The organism is Pseudonocardia spirodelae (assembly GCF_037727765.1).
Lineage (GTDB): Bacteria > Actinomycetota > Actinomycetes > Mycobacteriales > Pseudonocardiaceae > Pseudonocardia > Pseudonocardia spirodelae.
The window spans coordinates 49,978-74,254 of record NZ_JBBJUP010000005.1; the positions used below are offsets into that span (position 1 = coordinate 49,978).

Consider the following 24,277-nt stretch of genomic DNA (forward strand, 5'->3'; position numbering starts at 1 on the left):
CGACTCCACCCGGCCCGGGCGGACCGGCAGTGCCGCCGCCCGCGACCACCGCGAACAGAGGCAACTCCTGCGATGACCACGACGGACCAGCGAGGTCAGGTGTCCCCCACCACCCCGGCCACGACCAGCGGCGAGACGCTGCTGCAGCGGGTGGTCCTGCCCCGCCCCGCCGACCCGACCGCCGTCCGCGCGCTCTACCTCGACGAGCGTCCCGGCACCACGCTCGCCCCCGTCGAGCCGCTGCCCGGCGAGAAGGACCGGCCGCTGTCGCTGACGGTCTCCACGATCGGCGGCCGCCGCACCCGCATCCTGGACCGCACGGGCGTCACCGTCCCGGCGGCCAACGAGGTCTCCTTCGGCGCCTACTTCAACGCCTTCGCCGCCGGCTACTGGCGCGCCTGGTCCACGCTGACCGCCGTCGAGCTGCGGCTGGACCTGGAGGGCTCCGGTCGCGTCGACGTCTACCGCACCAAGGCCGACGGGTCGCAGATCGTCGTCGCCGGCGAGGTCGTCTCCGGGCGCCGCCGGGTCACCCTCGAGCTGGACCTGCGCCCGTTCGAGGACGGCGGCTGGTACTGGTTCGACCTGTCCACCGACGACGCCGAGCTCACCCTGCACGGCGGCGGCTGGCACGCCCCGCACGACGCCCCCGGCCGGGCCGCCGTCGTCGTCGGGATGCCGACGTTCAACCGGCCCGCCGACTGCGTCGCCACGCTCACCGCCCTGGGCTCCGACCCGCAGGTCCTCGAGGCGGTCACCGCGGTGATCCTGCCCGACCAGGGCACCCGCAAGGTCCGCGACGAGACCGGCTACGAGCAGGCCGCGGCCGCGCTCGGCGACCGCCTGCGGATCATCGACCAGCCCAACCTCGGCGGCTCCGGCGGCTACGCCCGGATCATGTACGAGGTCCTGCACGGCACCGGCCCGCACGCGGGCGGCATCGACTGCGAGCAGGTCCTCTACATGGACGACGACATCCTGCTCGAGCCCGAGTCGGTGCTGCGCGCCGTCGCGTTCAGCCGGTTCGCCCGCGAGCCGATGCTCGTCGGCGGCCAGATGCTGTCGCTGCAGGCCCGCTCGCAGCTGTCCACGATGGGCGAGGTCGTCGACCGCAACCAGTTCCTGTGGCGGCCCGCCCCGGACACCGAGGCCCACCACGACCTCGCCGCCCGCACCCTGCGCCAGACCCGCTGGCTGCACCGCCGCGTCGACGTCGACTACAACGCCTGGTGGATGTGCCTGATCCCGCGCCGCGCCGCGGAGCAGCTGGGCCTGCCGCTGCCGCTGTTCATCAAGTGGGACGACGCCGAGTACGGCCTGCGCGCCCGCGCGGCCGGGTTCCGCACCGCGACCGTCCCGGGGGTCGCGATCTGGCACATGTCCTTCATCGAGAAGGACGACTCCTCGGACTGGCAGGCCTACTTCCACTACCGCAACCGGCTCGTCGCCGCCGCCCTGCACGGCCCCGACGACCCGCGCGCGATGCTGAAGGAGACCTTCAAGCGCACGCTGCGCCACCTGATGCTCATGGAGTACTCGGCGGTCGCGCTGCAGATCAAGGGCTTCACCGACTTCCTCGCGGGCCCCGAGGCGCTGTTCCCGAAGCTGCCGGTCGTGCTCGACGAGATCCGGGCGCTGCGCGCGCAGTACGACGACGGCCGCCCGCTGGACTCCGCGACCGAGGTCCCGCTCGCCGACCTCGACGCGCTCGGTGCGCAGCTGTTCCCCGAGCCCCCCGCGGGCCGGGTGAGGGCCGCGGTCGGGCTGGCCCGCGGGGTCCTGCGCAACCTGCGCACCCCCGACCCGTCGCTGCGCGACCGCCCGCAGCGCAACGTGCCGTGGCGCAACGCCCAGTGGTTCGTCCTCGCCGGCCTCGACTCCGCGACCGTGTCCACCCCGGACGGGCGCGGTGTCACCTTCCGCCGTCGTGACCCGGCCATGTTCCGGCAGATGGTCGCCGAGTCGTTCCGGCTGCACCGCGCCGTCGCCGCGGACTGGGAGGGCCTGCGGGCCCGCTACCGCGCGGCCGCACCCACGCTGACCGGCAAGGACGGGTGGAAGCAGATCTTCGAGTGAGCTCCGCCCGCCGGGGCCCGCTGCTGCTCCTGCTCGGCGTCGTCACCTGCCTGCTCGGCCTTGCGGCCGCGCTCGCACCGGTCGACGCCGAGGACCCCGTCGTGACCTGGCCGCGGGCGGGACAGGCGCCGGCGTCGACGGTGCTGCCGCTGTCGCCGTACCGGCCGCTGCAGTTCGCCGCGACCGTGCCGTGCGCCGCCGCGGCCGCGCTCGGTGAGGGCGACGTGCTCCGCACGATGCCGGCCGCCGAGGAGAACCCGGTGACGGCGCCGGGCTTCGTCGCGAGCGTGTCCGGCGGGACGCTGACGCTGCGCACCGGCGACCGGGTGCTCGCCACCGCGCCCGCCGCGTCGGGGTGCGTGTTCGAGGTGAGCTCCGCCCCCGGTGGCACCGTGCTCGCCCGCGACGGCGCGATCCTCGCCGAGCGCCTCGACCTCCCCCCACCGCAGGTCGCGGAGCTCGCCACCGACGTCACCGGCCCCGCGGCGGCCGGGCTCGCCGTCACCCTGCACACCGACGCCCGCTACGAGTCCACGCCGACGCCGCTGAAGACCGCGCTGCTCCTGGCCCACCTGCTCGCGCTGGCCGCGACGCTGGCGCTCGCCGTCCGGACCTGGACCGGCACCCGGCCGGTGCTCGCCGCCCCGGTCCGACCCGGGATCGCCGACGTCGTCGTGCTGCTCGTGTCCGCCGTCTGGGCGGTCCTCGGACCGCTGAACATCGACGACTCCTGGTACGCGCTGATGGCCCGCCAGGGCGCGGCGACCGGGACGATCGGCAACGCGGTCTACCAGCTGAACGTCACCGAGGCACCGTTCGTGACCAGCCAGTACCTGCTGCAGGCCGCCGGGTCCGTGCTCGGCTGGGGGCTGGGCCCGCTGCGGGTCGTCCCGGTGCTGCTGGGCCTGCTGACCTGGGTGCTGCTGCGCTGCACCCTCGCCGTGCTGGCGGGGCGGGCCGGCACCCGGCCGGGCGTGGTCGCGGCGCTCGCCGTCGCGCACCTGGCGTGGTTCCTGCCCTACGGCATCACGCTGCGCCCGGAGCCGGCCGGCACCGCCGCGGCCGCCGGGGTGCTGCTGCTCGTCGCCGCCGCCCGGCGGACCGGGGCGGTCGGGCTGCTGGCACCGGCCGTGGTCGTCGCCGTGCTGGGGGTGACGACGGCGCCGACCGCGCTGGTCGCCGCCGTCCCGTTGCTGCTGGCACTGCCGCTGGTGTGGTGGCACCTCGTGCACGCGCCGTGGACGACCCGGCTCGCCACCGTCGCGGTCGCGCTCGCCGCGGCGAGCGTCGTCGTCCCGCTGGGGCTCGCCGACCAGACCCTCGCCGACGTGCGCGAGTCCTTCGCCGTGCACCGCTGGTACTACTTCCAGTACCAGTGGTACTCGGAGTACGTCCACTACGCCAACCTGCTCGGACCCGACGACCAGGGCACCTGGGGACGACGCCTGCCGGTGCTGCTGACCGTCGCCGTGCTGGCGCTCGGCGCGGTACGGCTCGCGACCCGGCGCGGGGCCCGCGGCCCGGTCGGCGACGCGCTCGGGTTCGCACTCGCCGCGACCGCGCTCGCCCTCGTCGCGGTGGCGGTCAGCCCGACCAAGTGGGTCAACCACTTCGGCGCGGTCGCCGCGCCCGCGACGCTGCTGCTCGGCATCGCGCTGGCCCGCGGGCCGCTGCCGCGCCGCGCGCCCGCCCGCCTCGTCGCGGCCGGGACCGCGGTGCTCGGCCTCGTCGCCGCGGTGGTCTACGCGGGCCCGAACCTCTGGCGCCCGGTCTCGGACTGGGGCCAGCCCTTCGGCGACCACGCGGTCGTCGACGCCCCGATCCACCAGCAGGTCCTGGCCCCGCACCTCGGGCCGCTGTACCTGCGCAACCCGCTGCTGTGGCTGCTCGTCGCCCTGGGCGCGCTGTGGTGGGCCCGGCGGCGCGGCCGCACCGCCCGCCCGGACCGCACGGTGCTGCGCACCGCCGCGGCCGGCGGGGTCGCGCTGATGCTGGTCGTGTTCGCCGTCGCCCCGGTGCAGCAGGCGCCGGGGGCGTCGGTCGCGTCGATGAACCTCGCCATGCTCGCCGGCGACGGCTGCGGCCTGGCGGGCGCGGTGACGGTCACCGTCCCCGACGGCGCCGCCGCGCTCCCCACCGAGCCGCCGCGGCTGACCGGGGTGATGCGGGAGGGGCAGGCGCCGGACCGCCCGGCGCTGCCCGGGCCGGTGTGGCACACCGACGACGCCGGCACCGGCACCCTCGACGCCGGCTGGTTCCCGCTCCCCGCCGGGACCACGCAGCTGCTCGTGCCGGCCACGGGCGACCTGCGCGACGGACAGACGGTCCGCGTGCAGACCGCGGCCGGCACCGTCGCGGCCACCCTGCCGGGGGAGAAGGTCGCCGACTGGCGCGACCTGCGGGTCACGCTGCCCGCCCCCGCCGACCGGGCCCGGCTGCTCGTCGACGACACCCTCGACGGCGCCGACACCTGGCTGGCCGTCGGTGCCCCGCACGCGGCCCGGGACCGCGTCGCCACCGCCGTGCTGGGCGGGGACCCCGTCTTCGCCGACCAGGCAGCGGCGCTGCTGTGGCCGTGCCAGGACCAGATCGTGGTCGCGCACGGGATCGCGCAGGCACCGCGGTGGCGCCTGCGCACCGGGGACGACCTCGAGGGCGCCACCGAGGCGAACGCCTTCCTCGCCGCGAACGGCGGCGTGCTCGCCGGGATCGGCCGCACCGCGACGTTCGACGAGCTGCCCTCGCGTCTCGACCCGCCCGCCGGGCGCGCGATGTTCGACTGGGGCCACGTCGAACGCGTCCGCTACGCCCACCCGACCGACGGCTGGGACCTCACCGTCGGGACGCAGCGGCGGTGGGGCTGGGAGCGGCTGCCGACCCTGGCCGACAGGGACTACACGGGGCGGGACTTCCTGGGCTGAGCCGGGGGAGACCCCGAGGCCCCGGCGGGCCGGAGCCGGTGGACTCGGCCCATGCCCACGACGACGACCTGGCGCCGCATCACGGTCTGGCTGCACGTGCTCACCTCGGTCGGGTGGGCGGCACTGGCCGCCTCGCTCGCCGTCCTGCAGGTGTCCGGCGCCGACCCCGCCGACCGCGGCGCCGCCCTCTCCGGTGCCCACCACCTCGACAGCGTGCTGCTCGCGCCGCTCGCCGCCGGGTCGGCGCTGACCGGCATGGTGCTGGCCGCCGCGACGCCCTACGGCTTCCTCCACCACCGCTGGGTCGCGACGAAGCTCGCGATCACCCTGGTCCAGCTCTACCTGGGGATCGGGGTGATCTCGGTCCGGCTCGACGCGGCGCACGCCGACCCGGCCGGGCCGCTGCCCCCCGAGCTGCTGCCGCTGACGCTGCTCATGGTCGCCGCGATCGCGTTCCAGGCGTGGCTGTCGGTCGACAAGCCGTGGGGCCGGACCCGCTGGTCGGCGGGCCGGCCGCGGCCGGTGACCGGGCCGCGGTGGATGTTCGCGGCGGCGAGCGCGGCCGTCGTCGCCGACCTGGTCGCCGGGTTCGCCCTGGGGCACCCGGCGCCGGTCGCGTCGGTCGTCGTGCTCGTCGCGGTGCTGGTCGGCCGGACCCGCGCGACCCTCAGCCGAGGTCGTAGAGCCGGGTCCACGTCTCCCGCGACGTGAGGCGCGGCTCGGCGGCCTTCCACTCCCGCGCGACCTGCGGGCCCTCGTGCCACAGCCGCCGCACCGTCCGCACACCGCGGGTGGTGAGCTCGTGCAGGCGCTCCCGGTCGCGGGTGCGGATCCGGACGCCGGTCTCGGCCATGTCGGTGACGATCGCGCGCTCGAACAGCGAGACGTGCCACCAGTGGGCCTCCCCGGCGGGCACCATGCCGGACCGGATCGGGGTCCGGCCGGTGGCCTGCAGCAGGGCCCGCTTCACCCAGGTCCGCACGATCCTCGACGGCTTCCCGCCGGCCAGGTGCACGACCGACTCGCGCACGTCGAGCCCGGCCCGGTTCAGCGGCACCGCGACCGTCTCGGGGTAGGCGGCCCGGATCCGGCGGATCTCCGCGGCGGCGGCCGCCGAGCCGTCGTCGAGCACCTCGGGGCCGCGCAGGAAGTCGTCGACCGCGGTCAGCAGCGTCGCGGCGAGGCCGTACTGCATCGCGACGAGGTACTGGGCCAGCAGCTCGACGACCGTCGCGGCCACGGTGCGCCGGTCGAACCCGGTCCGCAGCGCTGCGGTGATCAGGCCGTTGCGCTGGTTGAAGTAGCGGTGCCACTCGTCCCAGTCCTTCCAGCCGAAGTCGGCGTGCCACACGCCGGCGCCGGGCAGGGAGACGGTGGCGAAGCCGCGCTCGCGGGCGCGGTAGCCGAACTCGACGTCGTCCCACTGGAAGAACAGGGGCAGCGGGTAGCCGATCTCGCGCACGATCGCGGCCGGGATCAGGCAGGACCACCAGCCGTTGTACTCGGTGTCGACGCGCTGCTCCTGCACGATCGGCAGCAGCCGCTCGTCGCGGCCCAGGAGGTACCCCTCCTCCAGCGCGCCGGGGACCGGCCTGCCGACGCGGAGCTTCTCCGGCTCGGCGTACTCGGCGGTGATGTGGACGTGCCCGGGGTGGAGCAGGTTCAGCATCTGCCCGCCGACGATCGTCGGCGCCGTGGTGCAGGCGGCGAACCCGGTCAGCCGGACGACGATCTCCGGGTCGAGCAGGACGTCGTCGTCCATGAGCAGGACGTCGTGGTCGTCGGCCGGGTCCCCGGCGGTCGCCTCGTACAGGCCGCGGGTGAACCCGCCGGCCCCGCCGAGGTTGGGCTGGCGCAGGTAGGCGAGCCGGTCGCCGAACGCGGCGGCCAGCGGGGCGAACCGGTCGCGCGACTCCAGCGGGTCGCTGCCCTGGTCGACCACCCGCACGGTGGCGACGCGGGCCAGTGCGGCCGCGTCGTCCAGCAGCGCCTGCAGGGTGTTCAGGCAGTCCTCGACGCGGTTGTAGGTGCAGATCGTGATCGAGGTGGGCCGGGCCGGGCGGGGGACCGCGACGGTCCACTCGACCCCGGACACGGTCATCCCGGCGGTGTCGGTGGCGAACTCCAGCCACAGCCCGCCGCCGTCGACGAAGCGGTCGACCGCCCCGGTCAGCTCGACCGTGGACTCGCCGTCCACACCCGCGGTGTCCACGGCGCGGGCGACCTTGTTGGTGTCCGACGCCATCAGCCAGACCCGCCCGCGGCCCGAGGCGCGCAGCGTCACCCGCACCTCGGGCACCGCGGTCCAGCGCTGCCAGTAGGTGGCGTGCAGCCGGCCCCAGTAGGTGTTGGTGGTGACGTGGGTGGCGGGGGTCAGCTCGATCCGGTCGCGCTCGCGGCGCGCGGCGCCGCGCAGGACCTCGGCGTAGAGGGCCTCGGGCACCAGCGGCGTCGGGCCGGTGAAGGGGCCACGCTGCACGACCAGCCGCCCGGGACGGGAGCCGTCGCCGGTGTCGGCGGCGGGGGCGGTCGCGCCCCCGCGGGCGGGTCGGGCGGTGTCGAGCATCGTTCTCGCCTTCGGTGTCGGATCGGACACGACTGAGTGTGCCGCCCGGTCAGCCCGGCAGCGGCGCCGGGTCCGACGAGGGGTCCCCGGCCCGGCCGACCTGCTGCCAGCCCCACATGGTCCGGGTGCCGTCCTGCACGGGGGCCGGGACCGCCCGCGGGTCGTAGGGCTCGACGAGCCGGATCTGGCCCCAGTCGAAGTCCCACTCGCCGGGCAGGTAGCTGGGCACGAAGCGCTGGGCGCCGGTACGGACCAGCCAGCCCTGCGGACCGCCGGACCGGCTGCGGCCCCACTCGTCGGCAACGGTGCGCTGCTGCGGGTCGGCGAGCATCCGGAACGCCGGGACGTCGGCGATGCCGCGGTGCACCCCGAAGCGCTGCAGGCACGGGTGCACGAACGAGGTCGCCCAGTCCAGGTAGGTCGTGCGGCCGGCGGCGAGCGCGGTCAGCGGGGTCAGCCGTGGCACCCGGGGCTGCGCGACGGCCACCCACGAGCTCGGGCCGATGCCGACGTCGGTGACGACGACGCGCACCCGGTCGGCGTCGGCGGCGGGACGCCCGGTCAGGTCGAGGCGCAGGTCGCGCCAGCCCTGGCCGCCCGAGGCACCGCCGGAGTAATCGGAGGTCGTGGTGACCGCGCCGCCCGGCTCGACCTCGTCGACGATCCCGCCGTCGCGGGCGAACTGCAGGGTGACGGTGTTCCCGCCCCCGACCGTCCCGCCGACGCCGAGCACCAGCGGGGCGCTCCCGTCGCGGGCCGCGGCGGGCAGGGCGTACCAGCCGGACCGGTACTCGCCGACGTTCTCCGGGTTCGGCGACCAGCTTCCGGTCACCGGGCCGCCGAGCGGGCCGGTTCCGGTGACGCCGGGACGGTCGTCGCCGTCGCCGGTGTTGTCGCGCAGCGACCCCGGGCCGGTCGGCGGCAGGCCCGTGGGGGAGAAGCCCACGGCGAGCGGGCCCGCATCGGGCACCCCGGCCGGCTCCGGGGCGGGCGGCAGGACGTTCGCGTCCGGGTCGGTCTCGACCCGGATCCGCCCGGCGAGACCGCAGTCCGCACCGGTGGGGTCGGTGAGCACGTCGGCACCCAGGGAGTACGAGCCCGCCTGCTTCTCCATGCCCTTGGCCAGCGACGCGATCTGGAACAGCACCATGAACGCGCACATCACCGCGATCGGCGCGGACCCGAGCCGCACCGCGTGCGCGGTGCGGATGCGTCCGGTACGGCGTCCGAGGGTCCGGCGCACCGGGCGCGGCACCCCGGAGGTCGAGCGCAGGTGCTCCACCCCGGCGACGACGAGCGACACGAACGCCAGGACCAGCAGCAGTGTCGTCGCCTGGACGCCGTTCACCGAGACGGGTTTGTCGAACCACGGCACGCCCCAGTTGGAGACGTACCACCAGGTGTTGGGCCCGCGGAACGCCAGCGCGGTCACGGCGAGCACGGCGGCGAGGAACAGGGCCTGGTTGCGCCGCGAGCGCAGCACCCCGGTACTCGTCGCGAGCGCGGCGAGCGCGGCGACGCCTGCCGCGAGCGCGGCGAACGCCCCGAAGTGGTGGGTCCACTTGGTGGGGGTCAGCGCGAGCACCGCGAACGACAGCGCGGTCGAGGTCAGCAGCCGCCGGGAGAAGCCGAGTGCGGCGCCCGGGATGCGGCCCCGGCGCAGCAGCACGATCGTGCAGACGATCATGCACAGCCACAGCAGCAGCACCGGGAACCGGCGCTGCATCGAGCCGTCGCGGCTGTCGCTGAATAGCAGGTCGTAGCGGGCGAGCTCCTGGTACCAGGGCAGGTTCGGCCCGATCTCCTGCCGGACCCGGGTGGCCTCGGCGACCGTGGCGACGGTCTGGTCGCCGAACACCGCGGCGAGCACGATGAGCCCGGCGGCGAGCAGCGGGCCGAACGTGGCTGCCCAGCCGCTCCTGCGGACCCGCTCGGTGAACAGGCGCAGCAGCGGGCGCGCCGCGGCCAGGAACGGCGCCAGCGCGATCAGCCCGGTCGGGGTGGCGGCGACGGCGAACGCGCCCGCCACCAGCGCCCCGGCGACCGGGAGCAGCCGCCGCGTCGCCAGCGCGCGTTCCAGCATCACGAACGACACCAGTGCCGCGATCACCACGACGGTCTCCGGGCGCAGCCCGTTGTTGAACGGCAGCCAGAAGCACAGGAACACCCCGGCCGCGGCCCAGCCGGCCGAGCGGCTGCGCCGGACCCGGGTGCCGAGGCGGGGCAGCAGCGCGCGGCTGATGAGGAACCAGGACGCGACGCCCATCGCCAGCGCCGGGACGCGCAGCCACAGCACCGACTCCGAGACTCCGCTCCAGAGCGAGTACAGCTGGTAGAACCAGCCGAACGGGGCCTCGGGGACGTCGAACCAGCGGTGGTAGTTGCCGATGTAGCCGGCGGTGTCGTTGCCGCGGGAGATGTCGAGGATGTAGCCGTCGTCGCTGGTCATCGAGCCGATCAGGGCCCACGCCACGAGCACGGCGACGACGACGGCGTCGCGCGCGGTGTCCCGGCCGCGCAGCCCGACGGCGAGCCGGCGCCCGTGCACGACGCGGCGGGCGTCGGCGTCGTCGATGCGGCGCAGGAGGAACAGCGAGCCGAACAGCGCGACGATCGCGAGGCCGCCCGCGACGAGCTTGAGCACCGAGGCGTCGGAGTCGTAGCGGTTGTCGGTGTCGAACCGCACGCTCGTCGCACCCATCGGGTCCAGACGTTCGTCGAGGTCGGAGTAGAGGCCGGTGACCTGCGGGCGGCCGTCGCCGGCGAACTCGTACAGCGAGGTCCCGGCCAGGGTGGCCGCGGTGGCGTCGGAGTCGGAGGTGACGCGCAGCGCGCACGCCCCGCCGGGCGGGGGCAGCGGCGCGGTCGCGATGCGCTGACCGCGGTTGTCCAGCGTCAGCGTCCCGTCCGCGACGGCGACGCGCAGCCGGACGGTGTCGCCGTCCGGGGCGCCGACCGGCGTGGTCGACAGCACGGTCGCGCCGCCGGGCGTCCGGTCGTCGAGGCTGCGGATCGCGGCGCAGTCGATCGTCGCGTCGAGGCGCTCCGGGCGGTAGGCGACCAGCGGCGCGTTCACCGGGGCGGTGCCGGTCACGGCGTTGGGCCAGGACACCGTCGCGGTGTTCTGGACGACGGGCAGGAACGGGATCGCGATCGCCAGGACCGCGGAGAGCAGGCCCAGGCCGGCGGCGAGCAGACGGTCGGTCGGACGCGACCGGCGTTCGTGGGGTCCGGCCCCGCTGCGGGGATCGGCCTCCGGGGCGTCGGTCAGCACCCGACCGAGGCTAGACGGCACCCCGTGATCATCCGTGACACCCCCGTGACCACCGACCGCTCACCCGTCCGGCCCAGTTCCCCCTCTCGGGGTCTCAAGTCCGGTCACTCCGGGTTCTGGTCACTCGGAGTAGCCAGTTGCGACATTCGGGCGCTGTTCGGGTGTCACCGGTGACGGTGGTGATCGTCTCTCGTTGGCCCCGTCGTGAGCATCTGCACCGCATCGCACACGACGGCCGCCGACCCGGCCGCCGTGGCGTCCGTCATCGACGGGAACGCCCCCGATCAGCGGGGTTCGTCCGTCCGATGTGGAGATGGCGGCGGCGGTGAGGTGCTCGCGCTGACCGGTCTGCGGATCGTCGCGGCGCTCTGGGTCGTGGCGTTCCACTTCCACTTCACGCCGATGGCGGGCGTGGAGCGGGTGAACGACTGGCTCGGCCCGTTGGTCACGCAGGGTGCTCTCGGGGTGGACCTGTTCTTCGTCCTGAGCGGCTTCGTGATCGCCTGGACCTACCTCGACCAGCTCGGCCCGCGGCTGCGCGCCGGCGACGCCGGACGGTTCGTATGGGCCCGCGCGGCCCGCATGTGGCCGGCCTACGCGGTCGTCTTCCACCTCTTCGGTGTGTGGCTCGCCGCGCGGATGGTGTTCGGCTCGACCACCGACGTCGCGTACCAGGCCGTCCAGCCGTCCTACGGTGTCGCTGCCTGGCTCGAGCAGCTGGTCCTGGTCCAGATGTGGACCGAGCCCTACCTCGACGGCGCATCCTGGGTCGGCCCGACGTGGTCGATCAGCGCCGAGTGGCTGGCCTACCTGCTGTTCCCGGTGCTCGCGCTGGGCTTCTTCCGGCTGCGGAACCTGCCGTTCGCGGTGCTGGCGGCGGGCTCGCTGCTGTGCGTCGCGCCGGTCGCCGCGGCCTTCCTGGTCGTCGGCTCGCCGTACTACCCGTACAGCTGGCTCGTCCGGATCCTCGGCGGGTTCTCCGCCGGTGTCCTGGCGATGCTCGCGGTGCGACGGCTGCGCGACACCGAGCGGCTGCGCGCCACGGCGTCCTCGGCGGCGACGTTCGCCGCGGTCGGGGTCCCGTTCGTGCTGCTCGCGGGGACCGTCGCCGGCGGCGGGCTGCACGGCCTGGCCGTCCTGCTGTTCCCGGTCCTGGTCGGGGCCCTCGTGCTCGCCGACCGCGGACCCGTGCACCACCTGCTGACCCGCGGACCGATGGTGCACGGCGGGCGCATCTCCTACGCCCTCTACCTGGTCCACATCCCGCTGTTCGAGATCTTCTGGTTCCTGAGCGACTCCGGTGTCCTCCCGCGCGGCGGGGAGACCGGGCACCTGATCGCGCTCACCGTCTTCGTGGGGACTCTGCCCGTGGCACACCTGCTCTACTCGCTCGTCGAACGCCCCGCCCGCCGCTGGATGCGTGCCCGCCCGCCGGTCCGCACGGAGGACCCGCGCACCGAGGCCCCGCACGTCCCGGCCGCACCGCCCGTGCCCCCCGCGCCCCGCTTCGTCGACACCGACGAGGCCCGGCGCGACCCGGAGACCTCGGTGCTGCCGGTCGTCGCCGCCGAGCCGGTCACCTCCGTCCTGCCGGTCGTCCCGGCCGCCCCGGCGGTGCGGTCCGCCCCGGTCGAGGACGTCCTGCCCGAGACCGAGGCGCTGCCGGTGATCCCGCGGCGCCGCGTCGCGGGCCCGGCCGTCGCGACGTCGTCCGGGTGGACGCCGTCCGCGGCGCCGCTGCCGGCCCCCGGCGGCGACGCCGACACCCTCGCGATGCCGGTGGTCCGCCGCGCGGAGCCCGCCCCGGCCGTCGCCGCCCCCGCGGCCCCGGTCGCCGAGCCCGAGCCGACCGCGCCCGCCGCGGCGCCGGCGCCGGCCGAGCCGGTCGTCGTCCCCGCCCCGGCGACGCCCACCCGGGCGCCGCGCCGCACCGAGGAGGCCCCGGCCGAGGTCCCCGCCGCCGCGGAGGCCCCCGCCACCGGGGTCGAGGTGCCCGCCCCGACCGGCTCCGCGCGCTGGGTGCTGGAGCGCCTGGCCGCCGCCCGGGCCGCCGACTTCGACGGCGCCGGCGGCACCGACGTCGCGGCCGACCTGGTCGCCGTCGCCCGGATGCGCAGCGGGGGGCCGGGCACCGGCACCGAGCTGTTCACCCCGCTCGTCGAGAACCCCGGCGGACCGTCGGGTGTCGCCCGCATGGAGCGTCTGCGGTCGCTGCAGCTCGCCGCCCGCGAGCTGGCCGACGACCGCGGTGTCGTCCCCGCGCCGCGGGCGATCCGGTCCGCCGCGGCGCTGCCCGGCAGCCGGACGGGCGCCGAGCACTGCGGCCGCGGCGCCCGCCGCCGCGACGACGCCCACGCCAGCGCCGCGACGCCGATCGTCGCCGCCTCCGGTGCCGCCGCGCGGCGCCGCCGCAAGAAGCCCTCGCACGGGGCCTGACCGACCACCGCTGGGGAGCGGGGAACACGACCGTGCCCCGGGCCGCGACCGCGGTCCGGGGCACCGTCGCGTCACGCGGGCGGTCGTCGGCGACAATGGGGACCCGAGCCGTCCCCGCGACCCGATGGACCGATGATCCCCACGACGCCACCCCGCGCCGAGCTGCCCGACCCCGCGACCACCGCGCCGCCCGAACGGGCCGCGCTGCAGTGGTACCTGCGCCTGGTCCGTCACCACCTCGGGCGCGGCCCCTACCTCGACGTCGCGGGATCCGGTGGCGCGCTGCTCGCCGGCCTCACCCGGCTCGGCCCGGCCTCCGGCCTGGCCGGTTCGGACGCCGAGGCCGACGCGATGCGGCACGGCGCGCCCGGCTGCCCGGTCTACCGCGGCGTCGACGCGCTGCCGGCGCCCGCCGCGTCGCTGACGGCGGTGGAGGTGCTCGACCGCCTCCCCGACGCCGGGCTGGACGGCGACACCGGCCCGGGCGGCTGGTTCCGCGCGCTCGAGCCGGGCGGGCACGCGCTCGTCGTCGCGGCCGACGCGGAGGGCCGCGGCCGGCAGCTGTCCGGTGCGCGCTGGGTGCCGCCCCGCGTCCCGCGCGGGCACGTCCGGATCCGGGAGATCCTCGTCGAGGCCGGGTTCGAGATCGTCCGCGAGGGCTCCGACGGCCTGACCCGCGGTCCCTACGGCGGCGTCCCGGCCTGGGCCGACCCGCGCACCGCGCCCGCCCGCGCGCAGCGGTCCGCGGGCCGTCTCACCCTGGAGGCCGGGGCCGGTGAGCGCGCGGTGATCATCGCGAGGCGGCCCCGCCCGTCGTAACGTGCAGGGCATGAGCGACGTACTCCCCCTCGGCCCCGACGAGCTGCTCACCACGACGCGGTCGGTCCGCAAGCGCCTCGACCTCGACCGCCCGGTCCCGGTGGAGGTCGTCCGCGACAGCCTCGAGGTCGCGCTGCAGGCCCCCAGCGGATCCAACCAGCAGGGCTGGCACTGGATCGTCCTCACCGACCCGGAGAAGCGCCGCGCGGTCGGTGAGTACTACCGCAAGGCGTTCACCGCCTACCGCAGCTCCTCGCTGTACCCGACCACCCGCAGCAGCGGCGACGCCGACCGCGACGCCACCCAGCACCGCGTCGCCGACAGCGCCCAGTACCTCGCGGACCGGATGGGCGACGTGCCCGTCCTGGTCATCGGCGCCCTGACGGCGAAGGCCGAGCTGCCGGCGTCGAACCAGGCCGGGATGTGGGGCTCGCTGCTGCCCGCCGCGTGGAGCCTGCAGCTCGCGCTGCGCGCCCGCGGCCTGGGCAGCGCCTGGACGACGCTGCACCTGCAGTACGAGAAGGAGATCTCCGAGCTGCTCGGGATCCCCGACGACGTCCGCCAGGGCGTGCTGCTGCCGGTCGCCTACTACACCGGCGACACGTTCAAGCCCGCGAAGCGCCAGCCGCTCGACACCGTCCTGCACGTGGACGGCTGGTGAGGACCTAGATCGGCAGCTTCCGGAAGAGCGGTCGGGGCACGTGGCGCAGGGCGCTCATCACGAAGCGCATCGGCGCCGGTGCCCAGACCAGCTCCTTCTGGTTGCGCACCGCGTCGACGATCACGTCGGCGACGGCCTGCGGGGTCGTCGCCAGCGGGGCGGCGTCGAGGCCCTCGGTCATCTTCGAGTGCACGAAGCCCGGGCGCACGATCGTCACGGTCACGCCGTGCTCGCGCAGCGCCTCGGTGAGCCCGGTGTAGAACGCGTCCATCCCGGCCTTGGTGGAGCCGTAGACGAAGTTCGAGCGGCGCGCCCGCTCCCCGGCCACCGAGGAGATCGCGACGATCGAGCCGTGCCCCTGGGCCCGGAAGCGCTCGGCGAGCGCGACGCCGGTGGAGACCGTCGCGGTGTAGTTGACCTGGGCCAGCTCGACGGCGTGGTCGACGTCGTTCCAGGCCTTCTCGTTGTCCCCGAGCAGCCCGAACGCGACGACCGCGACGTCGATGTCCCCGCCCGCGAACGCCTTCTTCACGACCTCGGCGTGGGTCGCGATCTCCTTGGCGTCGAACTCGAGGGTCTCGACACCGCAGCCGAGCGCCTCGAGCTCGGTGCGGGCGGCGTCCAGGCGGGGGCCCGGGCGGGCCGCCAGGACCACCCGCAGCGGGCGGTCGGCGGCGAAGGCGCGCACGGTGGCGAGGCCGATCTCGGAGGTGCCGCCGAGCAGGAGGATGCTCTGCGGGTTGCCCACGGCGTCGATCATCGGGTAACAGAACTCCAGGTCAGAGGGTCAGGCGCAGGCGCCGGGACATGTCGGAGGCGAAGACGCCCGCCGGGTCGGCGGCGTCGCGGATCGCCTTCCACTCGGCGAAGTGCGGGTAGCCGGCGGCGAAGGCCTCCGGGGAGGTCCGCGACTCCTTCGCCAGGTAGAGCCGCCCGCCGGCGGCCAGCACCATCTCGTCGAGCTCGGTGCAGAAGCGCGACAGGCCCGGTGCGATCGGGAAGTCGACGGTGATCGTCCAGCCCTTGGTGGGGAAGGACAGCGGTGCGTCGTTGCCCTCACCGAAGCGCTTGAACACGTTCAGCCCGGACTTGTGCGGGGACTGCGCGATCCGCTCCACGATCCGGCGCAGCGCCGCCTCCTCGCCCATCGGGACGACGAACTGGTACTGCAGGAAGCCCTTGGAGCCGTAGACCCGGTTCCAGTCCCCGAACACGTCGAGCACCTGGTAGAAGGCCGTGATGTTCTGCACCGAGCCGCGCTGGCGCCGGGGAGCCTTGCGGAACCACAGCTCGGAGAACGCGGTCAGCGACAGCTTGTTGGCCAGCCCGTTCGGGAAGACGTCCGGGAAGGTCAGCAGCTGCGGCGCGTCGAACTTCAGCGGGTCGGCCCGCAGCTTGTCCGGCAGCTGGTCGACCGTCGCGAGCGAGCCGCGGGTGAGCACCGAGCGGCCCATCCGGGCGCCGGTCGCGGTGGTGTCGAACCACGCGGCGGAGTAGCCGTAGGTGTCGTCGGAGCCGTCGGTGAGCAGCTCCAGCAGCCCGTCGAGGTCGTCGGTGCGGTCGGTGTCGACGACGAAGTACGCCGACTCGGTCCGGTGCAGGCGCACCTTCGCCCGCACGACGACGCCGGTCAGGCCCATCCCGCCGACGGTGGCGCGGAACAGGTCCTCGCCTGGGGTCAGCTCGCGCACCGAGCCGTCCGCGGTCACCAGCTGCAGCCACTCGACGTGGTCGCCGAAGCTGCCCTTGGTGTGGTGGTTCTTGCCGTGCACGTCGGCGCCGATCGCGCCGCCGATGGTGACCTGGCGGGTGCCGGGCAGCACCGGGACCCACAGGCCGAGCGGCAGCGCGGCGCGCATGAGCTGGTCCAGCGAGACGCCGGCGTCGACGTCGGCGACGCCGGTGTCGGGGTCGATCGCGTGGATCCGGTTCATGCCCGGCATGTCGAGGACGACGCCGCCCGCGTTCTGCGCGGGGTCGCCGTAGGACCGGCCGAGCCCGCGGGCGATCACGCCGCGCTCGCCCGCGGTGCGGACGGCCTCGGCCACGTCCTCGGCGTCACGGGGGGTGAGCAGCTGCGCGAGGGTGGGCGCGGTCCGCCCCCAGCCGTGCAGGGACGCGGTCCGGCGCGCCGGGGCGTCGGACCTGGTGCTGGTGGGAACGGTCGTGTCCGTCATCCCGGCCAGGGTAGCGAGACCCCCCGACCGTGACGGGTGCGACCCTGGGCCCGTGCTCGACGAACGGCACGTCCGCCTCCCGCTGCCGCCCGCGCAGCGCCGCGGTGCGACCGCGGGGTGGTACGTGCTGCTCGGAACGGCCTACCTGCTCGGGTCGCTCTGGCTGCAGCGCCGCGTGCTCGCCGACCCGGCGGGGCTGCTGATCGGGCACGTCACCGCCGACGCGGACATGTTCGCGTGGTGGCTGAACTGGTTCCCGTTCGCCGTGACGCACGGCGAGAACCCACTGGTCACGGACTGGATGCACTGGCCGTACGGGCTCAACGCGATGTGGAACACCGCGGTCCCGCTGCTCGGCCTGGTGCTGTCGCCGGTCACCGCGGCGGCGGGGTCCACCGCGGCGGTCAACGCGGGCCTGGTGCTCGGGCCGGTCGTGTCCGGGCTGCTGCTCGTCGCCGCGCTGGGCCCCTGGGTCGGCGGCACCGGCCGCGGGTGGACGGCCCGCGCCGCGGCGGGGGCGCTGTACGCGTTCTCCCCGTTCCACCTGGCGCACGCGATCGCCGGGCACCTCAACCTGACGTGGTCGGTGCTGCCCCCGGTGCTGCTCCTGCTGGCGCACCACCTGTTCGCCCGCGGCCCGCTGCGCCGGCCGTGGCTGCTCGGGGCGCTGACCGGGCTCGCGCTGGCCGGGCAGCTGGTGCTCTACACCCAGACCCTGGCCGTCGGGGTGATCATGCTGGTCCTCACCGCGGTGGTGCTCGCGCTGCGCTTCCCCGGCCGGGTCCGGGCGCAGCTGCCCGGTCTGGTCCGCGCCGGCCTCGCCTGCGTCGGGGTGTTCCTCGTGCTCGGCGCCTACCCGCTGTACCTGGTGCTGGCCGGGCCGAGCCGCCCGCGCTCGGCGATCCGCAACGTGCACGCCACCGGCGGGGACCTGGCGAACCTGCTGGTCCCGACCCGGCTCACCGCGCTGCGCCCGGTCCCGGACGGCACGGGGGAGCACCTGTCCGGCCACATCGGCGAGCAGGGCGGCTACGTCGGGATCGCGCTGCTGGCGCTGGTCGTCGTGGCCGTGGCCGTCGTCCGGTCGACGACGCTGCGGGTCGTCGCGGTCGTCGGGCTGCTGTCCTGGGTCGCCTCGCTCGGCACCTCGGTGGTGGTGCTCGGGGAGTACACGCAGGTCCCGCTGCCGTGGCTGGTGTTCGCCGAGGTGCCGCTGCTCTCGGAGATCGAGCCGGTCCGCATCCAGGTGGTGACGGCGATGTGCGTCGCCGTCGTCGTCGCGCTGTGGATCGACCGGATGCCGCTCGACACCCCGGCGACGCTGGTCGGGGCCGTCTCGCTGACGGCGCTGGCCCTGCTGAGCTGGCTGCCCGCCGACGCGCAGGAGGTCCGGCCCGCGCCGGTCCCGGCGTTCTTCGCCGCGGGGGCGGCCCCGCTGGGCCCGTCCGACGTCGCGGAGATCTACCCGCGGATCACCGCCGCCTGGGACGACGGCGCCCAGGGCCTGCGCTGGCAGGCCGCGTCCGGGCCGGCGTTCCGGATCCGCGGGGGCTACTTCATCGCCTCCGACCCCGACGACGACGTCGTCCTGCAGTCGCGCTGGAACCGCTACCAGGTCGGGGCGCAGTGGGTGGCCGACGGCAAGAACGACCCCAGCGACGCCTACACCGCCGCGGCCCGCCGCGAGCTGGCCGACCTCGGCGTGACCGCGGTGGTGTTCGTCCCCGGGTACGCCGGCGGCGACGAGGCCCGCGCGCTGGCCTGGACCCGCCGCGTCACCGGCGACCCGGGGACGCCCGACGGCGGCGTGCTGCTCTTCCGGCTGCCCGCCTCGGCCCCGGTGGGCTGACCGATCTACCCTGGTCAGGTGACCGGTCCGCGGAGCCCCGAGATCAGGATCTCCGACGCCGACCGCGAGCGTGCCGCGGAGCGCCTGAACCGGGCGATGGCCGAGGGCCGCATCTCGGTCGACGAGCTCCAGGAGCGCCTGTCGGTCGTCTACGGCGCCCGGTTCGGCTCCGACCTGCTGCCGGTGCTGTCCGACCTGCCCGGCGACCCGCTGAACCTGTCCGCGGACGTCCTCGCGACCCCGGTCGGGCCGCCGACGGTGCTGCGCGGCGGCGTCGGCGGGGTCAAGCGCCGCGGCGACTGGGTGGTGCCCGCCCGGCTGCGGGTGCAGACGTCGTTCGGCGCGGTCCTGCTCGACTTCTGCGACGCGCGGCTGCCGATGCCGGTCGTCGAGGTCGAGCTGGAGCTCGGCGCCGGCTCGGCCCGGGTGCTCGTCCCGGAGAACGCCACCGCCGACGTCGACGGGCTCGTCTCCCAGTACGGCTCGGTGCGGTCCAAGGTGCCCGGCCGCTCGGTGCACGGGCGCCCGCACTTCCGGATCTACGGCCGCACCGCGGCCGGCTCGGTGACGGTGCGCACCCGCTACACCTTCGCCGGCCGCCACTTCTGAGCGCTCACCGGAAGCGGCGGCCCTCGTCGCGCCGGTAGGCCCAGCCGACCAGCAGCGCCAGCCCGGCCGTCCACACCACGAACGCGCCCACGGCGAGCCCGCTCGGCGCGCTCCCGCCGAGCGCCCACAGCAGCAGGTCGCGCGCCCCGCGCGTCGGGAGCACCTCGGTCGCCCGGGCCAGCCAGGACGGGAAGATCTCCGGCGGCAGCAGCAGCCCGCCGCCGAAGGCCATCGGGAAGAACGCCAGCTGGGTCACCGGCAGCGCGGCCTTCGTCGGCAGCGAGTAGCCGATCGCGAGCCCGCCGAACAGGAACGGCAGCCCGCCGACCAGCAGCGCCGCCACGGTCAGGGGCAGCCGCGCCGGCGCGACCGTGGCGGGCGTGAACAGCGCCCCCAGCACGATCACCGGCAGCATCCCGAGCAGCGCGAACAGCGCGCCGACCGCGAGCCGGCCCACCACCCGGGCCGACGCCGGCGCGGGCAGGGTGCGCAGGTAGGGGTCCCACGGCTTCTCCCGGTCGTCGGCGACGCCGACGCCGAAGGTGAACAGGAACCCGCTGAGCACGCCGAACAGCGCGAGCTGCGCGACCGATCGCGTCACCTGGACCGGGTCGGAGCCCCAGTCGAACGGCAGCACGAAGAACACCAGGGTCAGCGCCGGGAACAGGGCCGTGGACAGCACGGCCACCGGGATCCGGAGCTGCTCCAGGACCAGGTACCGCGCGTGGGCGGCGGTGATGCTGCTCATCGGGTGCCTCCGGTGAGGGTCAGGAACGCGTCCTCCAGCGAGGCGCGGGCGACGCCGAGGTCGGTGAACGGCACGTCGTGCCGGACCAGGGCGCGGACCAGGGCGTCCGGGTCGGTGGTGTGCAGCACGACGCGGTCGCCGTCGCGTCCGGCGTGCTCGACGCCCGGCAGGTCCGGGACGGCGACGGTGGTGCGGAAGCTGACCCGCCCGGCCCGGACGGCGCCGCGGACGGCGTCGACGTCGCCGTCGGCGCGGATCCGCCCGCCGGCCAGCACGACGACGCGCTCGGCCAGGGTCTCGATCTCGTCGAGGTAGTGGGTGGTGAGCAGGACGGTCCCGCCGTCCTGGTGGAAGGCGCGCACCGCATCCCACAGCGCGCGGCGGCCCTCGACGTCGAGCCCGGTGGTCGGCTCGTCCAGCAGCACCAGCCGCGGCCGGCCCGCGAACGCGAGCGCCAGGGCGAGCCGGCGCTTCTGCCCGCCGGACAGCCCGCCGGCCTGACGGCGCCATAGCCCGGACAGGCCGAAGCGTTCCAGCAGCTCACCGGCCGGGACGGGATCGGGGAAGTGCGCCCCGACGAACCGCACGATCTCCCCGACGCGCAGCGTGTCGGGCAGCCCGGTCTGCTGCGGGGTGGTGCCGAGCGCGACCCGGTTCGCGGCGTCGCGCGGGTCGCCGCCGAAGAGCCGCACGGTGCCGTGGTCCGGGCGGCGCAGGCCGGAGACCAGGTTGACCAGCGTCGACTTGCCGGCGCCGTTCGGGCCGAGCAGGCCGGTGAGGCTGCCGGCCTCCAGGTCGAGGTCGACGTCGTCGAGGGCGACGGTGTCGCCGTAGCGCCGGGTGACGCCGCGCAGCTGCACGGGCGCGCTCACGACCCGACCTCCGACGCCGTCGGGTCCAGCAGGGCCCGCAGCGCGGCGGTGTAGTCCTCGAACGCCCGCCGCCCGGTCCGCGTCAGCTCGACGTAGGTCACCGGGGTGCGGCGCTGGTGGGTCTTGGTGATGACGACGTAGCCGGCGTCCTCGAGCTTGCGCAGGTGGGTCGACAGGTTGCCGGCGGTCATGTCGAGCAGCTCCTGCAGCCGGGGGAAGCTCATGCGGTCCCCCTCCTCGAGCGCGGCGAGGGTCGCGGTGACGCGCAGCCGCGCCTGGGCGTGGATGACGGGATCGAGCTCGGTCATCGCCGGCCCCGCCGCAGCAGCCCGGCGACGACCAGCGACCCGCCGCCGCCCACGGCCATGACCAGGTTGTTCCACGGCAGCGGCGTGAACACCGTGGCCACCGCGACGACCTGCAGCGCGATCCCGAGGCCGAAGTCGGGCCGCGAGCGCCACAGCGCCCCCGTCATCATGTAGATCACGCCCACGACCAGCACGAACAGTGTCGGGAACAGGGCGGCGACGACCGCGGACCCGGGCTCGGTGAGCCGGACGACCCCCACGGCGACCGCTCCGGTCGCGGCCATCGCGACGACCCAGCCGACGCCCAGGCGCGCACCGGCGGTACGGCTGGGCCCGGAGACCCCGCGGTCGATCCGGGACCCCAGCACCGCGCTCACCACCATCCCCCCGGCGACGGCGACCGCCGTGACGATCCCGGCCACGGCGGCGGACCACAGGCCCGAGCCCGAGCCGAACCAGGCGAGCCCGATGGCCACCCAGGCGAGCCCCCAGAGCACGAAGAACGGCGCGAGGTCCGGTGCGTGCCGGGCCTGCTCCCGCTCGACGATCGCGAGCGCCTCGGCGGGCGAGGACGGCGGCTGCTCGTCGAGGTCGGTGGACCTGCGGTCGATCATGGTTCCCCCTGCGAAGTGGTTTGCGTGTGTATCTAGTTTGTACCGCAAAGTGCTTGGCGACGCCAGTGCGCGGGTCCGCGGCCGCCCCGGGGGGAGGGACGCCCCGGCCGTCGCTACCCTCGACGGGTGACCGCCACCGAGCCCTCCCGGGCCGAGCCCCCGGCCGCCGACGCGGCCGACGCGGCCGGCGCGCCCGTGGGCCACGGCCTCGTCCGCCAGCTGGGCAGCTTCGTCGCGATCGGTGTGCTCGCCGCGGTCGTCGACTTCGGCGTCTACCACCTGCTCCTGAACGCCGGCCTCTGGGTGCCGGTGTCGAAGGGCATCAGCTTCATCCTCGGCACGACGACGGCGTACCTGCTCAACAAGCGCTTCACCTTCACCGGTGCGAACACCGGCGGGAGGGCGCGGTTCGCCGGCTTCGTCGCCCTCTACGGCACGACGTTCGCGGTCAACGTCGGCATGAACTCGCTGGTGCTGCACCTGCTGCCGCCGCTGACCTACGACACCAGCCTGGCCTGGCTGGTCGCGCAGGGCACCGCCACCGCGATCAACTTCGTCATGCTCCGCTGGGTCATCTTCAAGGCCTGACCCCCGCATCCACCACGGGCCCCCGGATCACGGGCCTGTTCCCGGGCGTCCACACCTGGTGCAACAGGTGTGGACGGCGGTCAGGGGGTGTGGATGCTCAGGGGGCGCGGTGGAACTGTTCCCTGCGGCCCTGGCGGAGGAGGGTCAGCCAGTCGCGGAAGGCGCGGGGGTCGCGTCTCGTCACCAGGAAGTACCAGGCGAACCTCGGCAGCTCCAGGAGGCCGATCCGCCGCATCCCGGGCTGCGACATCAGGTAGCCGCGGTTGCGGTAGGTGTAGTAGCGCTTGGTCTCGTCGCCCGGGTCCTGCGCGTGCAGCCGCCCGCCGAGCATCGGCTTGAACTCGTCGGAGCCGTAGGGGTGCAGGTAGGTGGCCTGCAGCGCGGTGCCGAAGGGCAGCCCGGAGCGGACCATCCGGCGGTGCATCTCGACCTCGTCGCCGCGCACGAACAGGCGCAGGTCCGGCACCCCGACGACCTCCAGCGTGGAGGCCCGGAACAGGGCGCCGTTGAAGAAGCTGGCGATCCCGGGCAGCAGGTCGTCCGCGCCCAGCGCGGAGCGGGACCGGTGCCAGGTCACGCCGCGGCGCAGCGGGAAGGCGAGCCGGTCCGGGTCGGCCTTGTCGGCGACCACCGGCGACACCGCGGCGAGGCCGTGCCGGCCGGCGACGTCGAGCAGGGTGGCGAGGGTGGACTCGTCGGCGGCGTGGCCGTCGTCGTCGGCCAGGAAGACCCACTCCGCGCCCATCGCGAGCGCGTGCAGCATGCCGAGCGCGAAGCCGCCGGCGCCGCCGAGGTTCGACCAGGAGGGCAGCCACGTCGTCGGCAGCGGGCAGGCCTCGACGGCGTCGCGGGCGGGGCGGTCCGGCCCGTTGTCGACGACGATCAGGTGCGCCAGCGGGTGCGTCTGCTTCGCCATCGCGGCGAGCGAGTCGACCAGCATGTCCGCGCGGTGCCGCGTCACGATGACGCCGACGACCGAGCCGGGCGGCAGCGGTCCGGTCACGAGTGCGTCCGCCCCTTGTAGTGGTCGAGGACCTCCTGCAGCGGCCCGTACTCCTTGATCGTCCCGTGCTCCATCCACAGCGCGGTGTCGCACAGGTCGGCGAGGAACTCGTCGGAGTGCGAGGCGAAGACCAGGATCCCGGAACGGTCGACGAGCTCGTGCAGCCGGCCGCGGGCCTTGTTCAGGAACTCGGAGTCGACGGCGCCGATGCCCTCGTCGAGCAGCAGGATCTCCGGGTCGATGGAGGTGACGACGCCCAGGGCCAGGCGCACCCGCATGCCGGTGGAGTAGGCCCGCAGCGGCATCTCGAGGTAGTCGCCGAGCTCGGTGAAGGCGGCGATGTCGTCGATCCGCGCCTCCATCTGCTTGCGTGTCATGCCCAGGAACAGGCCGCGGATCAGGATGTTGTCGTAGCCGGAGATCTCCGGGTCCATGCCGACGGCCAGGTCGAATACCGGCGCGACCTTGCCGCGGACCAGCGACCGGCCCCTCGTGGGCTCGTAGATCCCGGCCATCAGGCGCAGCAGCGTCGACTTGCCGGCGCCGTTGTGCCCGACGAGCGCGACCCGGGCCCCCTTGTCGAGGCTGAGCGTGATGTCGCGCAGCGCCTCGATGATCGGCACCTTGGACTCGGTCCCGATGCGGCCGCCCGCCTTGCCGAGCACGGCCTTCTTCAGGGAACGGGTCTTGGCGTCGAAGATCGGGAAGTCGACCGCGGCCCGGTCGATGCGGATGGTCGGCGCAGAGGACATCAGG

19 protein-coding genes are annotated in these 24,277 nt (G+C 75.2%); 9 read left to right on the plus strand and 10 right to left on the minus strand.

Features of this window, described 5'->3' with window-relative positions:
• Positions 1-99: 99 nt before the first annotated feature.
• From WJX68_RS07390 to WJX68_RS07400, 3 genes are read left to right on the plus strand one after another with little or no spacing between them, the layout of a single operon-like run.
• Positions 100-2,076 carry a glycosyltransferase gene (locus tag WJX68_RS07390; RefSeq protein WP_340287348.1) on the plus strand — a complete coding sequence of 659 codons (1,977 nt, stop codon included), beginning with the start codon at positions 100-102 and terminating at the stop codon, positions 2,074-2,076.
• On the plus strand, positions 2,073-4,997 hold the full coding sequence (locus WJX68_RS07395; protein ID WP_340287350.1) for an arabinosyltransferase domain-containing protein: 2,925 nt from the start codon (positions 2,073-2,075) through the stop codon (positions 4,995-4,997). The genes WJX68_RS07390 and WJX68_RS07395 overlap by 4 nt, the downstream gene beginning before the upstream one ends.
• Before the next feature lie 51 nt (positions 4,998-5,048).
• Positions 5,049-5,708 (plus strand): hypothetical protein, encoded by a 660-nt coding sequence (locus tag WJX68_RS07400; protein WP_340287352.1) that lies wholly within the window; start codon positions 5,049-5,051, stop codon positions 5,706-5,708.
• Here the strand turns inward: WJX68_RS07400 and WJX68_RS07405 are convergent.
• A complete protein-coding gene (locus WJX68_RS07405) occupies positions 5,665-7,563 on the minus strand; it encodes a glycosyltransferase (RefSeq protein WP_340287354.1) in 1,899 nt (632 codons plus the stop codon). The genes WJX68_RS07400 and WJX68_RS07405 overlap by 44 nt on opposite strands.
• 49 nt (positions 7,564-7,612) lie before the next feature.
• Positions 7,613-10,837 carry an arabinosyltransferase domain-containing protein gene (locus WJX68_RS07410; protein WP_340287356.1) on the minus strand — a complete coding sequence of 1,075 codons (3,225 nt, stop codon included), beginning with the start codon at positions 10,835-10,837 and terminating at the stop codon, positions 7,613-7,615.
• Between the two features lie 330 nt (positions 10,838-11,167).
• On the opposite strand from WJX68_RS07410, the gene WJX68_RS07415 reads away from it, so the two are divergent.
• From WJX68_RS07415 to WJX68_RS07425, 3 genes are all read left to right on the plus strand, one after another.
• Positions 11,168-13,273, plus strand: coding sequence for an acyltransferase family protein (locus WJX68_RS07415; RefSeq protein ID WP_340287357.1), 2,106 nt, complete (start codon positions 11,168-11,170; stop codon positions 13,271-13,273).
• Between the two features lie 132 nt (positions 13,274-13,405).
• Complete coding sequence (locus WJX68_RS07420) at positions 13,406-14,092, plus strand: class I SAM-dependent methyltransferase (RefSeq protein ID WP_340287359.1); 687 nt, start codon at positions 13,406-13,408, stop codon at positions 14,090-14,092.
• Positions 14,093-14,102: 10 nt separating this feature from the next.
• Positions 14,103-14,753, plus strand: coding sequence for a nitroreductase family protein (locus tag WJX68_RS07425; protein WP_340287361.1), 651 nt, complete (start codon positions 14,103-14,105; stop codon positions 14,751-14,753).
• 4 nt (positions 14,754-14,757) lie between these two features.
• Here WJX68_RS07425 and WJX68_RS07430 read toward each other — a convergent pair whose 3' ends face one another.
• Positions 14,758-15,513: a decaprenylphospho-beta-D-erythro-pentofuranosid-2-ulose 2-reductase gene (locus WJX68_RS07430; RefSeq protein WP_340287363.1), complete on the minus strand. Its 756-nt coding sequence runs from the start codon at positions 15,511-15,513 to the stop codon at positions 14,758-14,760.
• A 19-nt stretch (positions 15,514-15,532) separates the two neighbouring features.
• Positions 15,533-16,930 (minus strand): decaprenylphosphoryl-beta-D-ribose oxidase, encoded by a 1,398-nt coding sequence (locus WJX68_RS07435; protein ID WP_340287365.1) that lies wholly within the window; start codon positions 16,928-16,930, stop codon positions 15,533-15,535.
• A gap of 52 nt (positions 16,931-16,982) precedes the next feature.
• Between WJX68_RS07435 and WJX68_RS07440 the strand changes: the two genes are divergently transcribed.
• Positions 16,983-18,779, plus strand: coding sequence for a hypothetical protein (locus WJX68_RS07440; RefSeq protein ID WP_340287367.1), 1,797 nt, complete (start codon positions 16,983-16,985; stop codon positions 18,777-18,779).
• 18 nt (positions 18,780-18,797) lie between these two features.
• Positions 18,798-19,388 (plus strand): DUF1707 domain-containing protein, encoded by a 591-nt coding sequence (locus WJX68_RS07445; RefSeq protein ID WP_340287369.1) that lies wholly within the window; start codon positions 18,798-18,800, stop codon positions 19,386-19,388.
• A 4-nt stretch (positions 19,389-19,392) separates the two neighbouring features.
• Here WJX68_RS07445 and WJX68_RS07450 read toward each other — a convergent pair whose 3' ends face one another.
• The 4 genes from WJX68_RS07450 to WJX68_RS07465 are packed head-to-tail and all read right to left on the minus strand — an operon-like array spanning position 19,393 to position 21,930.
• On the minus strand, positions 19,393-20,136 hold the full coding sequence (locus WJX68_RS07450) for an ABC transporter permease (RefSeq protein ID WP_340287370.1): 744 nt from the start codon (positions 20,134-20,136) through the stop codon (positions 19,393-19,395).
• A complete protein-coding gene (locus WJX68_RS07455) occupies positions 20,133-21,008 on the minus strand; it encodes an ABC transporter ATP-binding protein (RefSeq protein WP_340287372.1) in 876 nt (291 codons plus the stop codon). Before WJX68_RS07455 ends, WJX68_RS07450 begins: the two co-directional genes overlap by 4 nt.
• Positions 21,005-21,316, minus strand: coding sequence for a transcriptional regulator (locus tag WJX68_RS07460; protein WP_340287374.1), 312 nt, complete (start codon positions 21,314-21,316; stop codon positions 21,005-21,007). The genes WJX68_RS07455 and WJX68_RS07460 overlap by 4 nt, the downstream gene beginning before the upstream one ends.
• Positions 21,313-21,930 carry a hypothetical protein gene (locus tag WJX68_RS07465; protein WP_340287375.1) on the minus strand — a complete coding sequence of 206 codons (618 nt, stop codon included), beginning with the start codon at positions 21,928-21,930 and terminating at the stop codon, positions 21,313-21,315. Before WJX68_RS07465 ends, WJX68_RS07460 begins: the two co-directional genes overlap by 4 nt.
• Before the next feature lie 126 nt (positions 21,931-22,056).
• Between WJX68_RS07465 and WJX68_RS07470 the strand changes: the two genes are divergently transcribed.
• Positions 22,057-22,518, plus strand: a complete 462-nt coding sequence (locus tag WJX68_RS07470; RefSeq protein WP_340287377.1) for a GtrA family protein — start codon at positions 22,057-22,059, stop codon at positions 22,516-22,518.
• A 97-nt stretch (positions 22,519-22,615) separates the two neighbouring features.
• Here WJX68_RS07470 and glfT1 read toward each other — a convergent pair whose 3' ends face one another.
• Both glfT1 and wzt read right to left on the minus strand, forming a co-directional pair.
• Entirely contained in the window at positions 22,616-23,521 is a 906-nt protein-coding gene (gene glfT1, locus WJX68_RS07475; protein ID WP_340287379.1) for a galactofuranosyltransferase GlfT1, read from the minus strand.
• Complete coding sequence (wzt, locus tag WJX68_RS07480) at positions 23,518-24,273, minus strand: galactan export ABC transporter ATP-binding subunit Wzt/RfbE (protein ID WP_340287381.1); 756 nt, start codon at positions 24,271-24,273, stop codon at positions 23,518-23,520. Before wzt ends, glfT1 begins: the two co-directional genes overlap by 4 nt.
• Between the last annotated feature and the right edge of the window lie 4 nt (positions 24,274-24,277).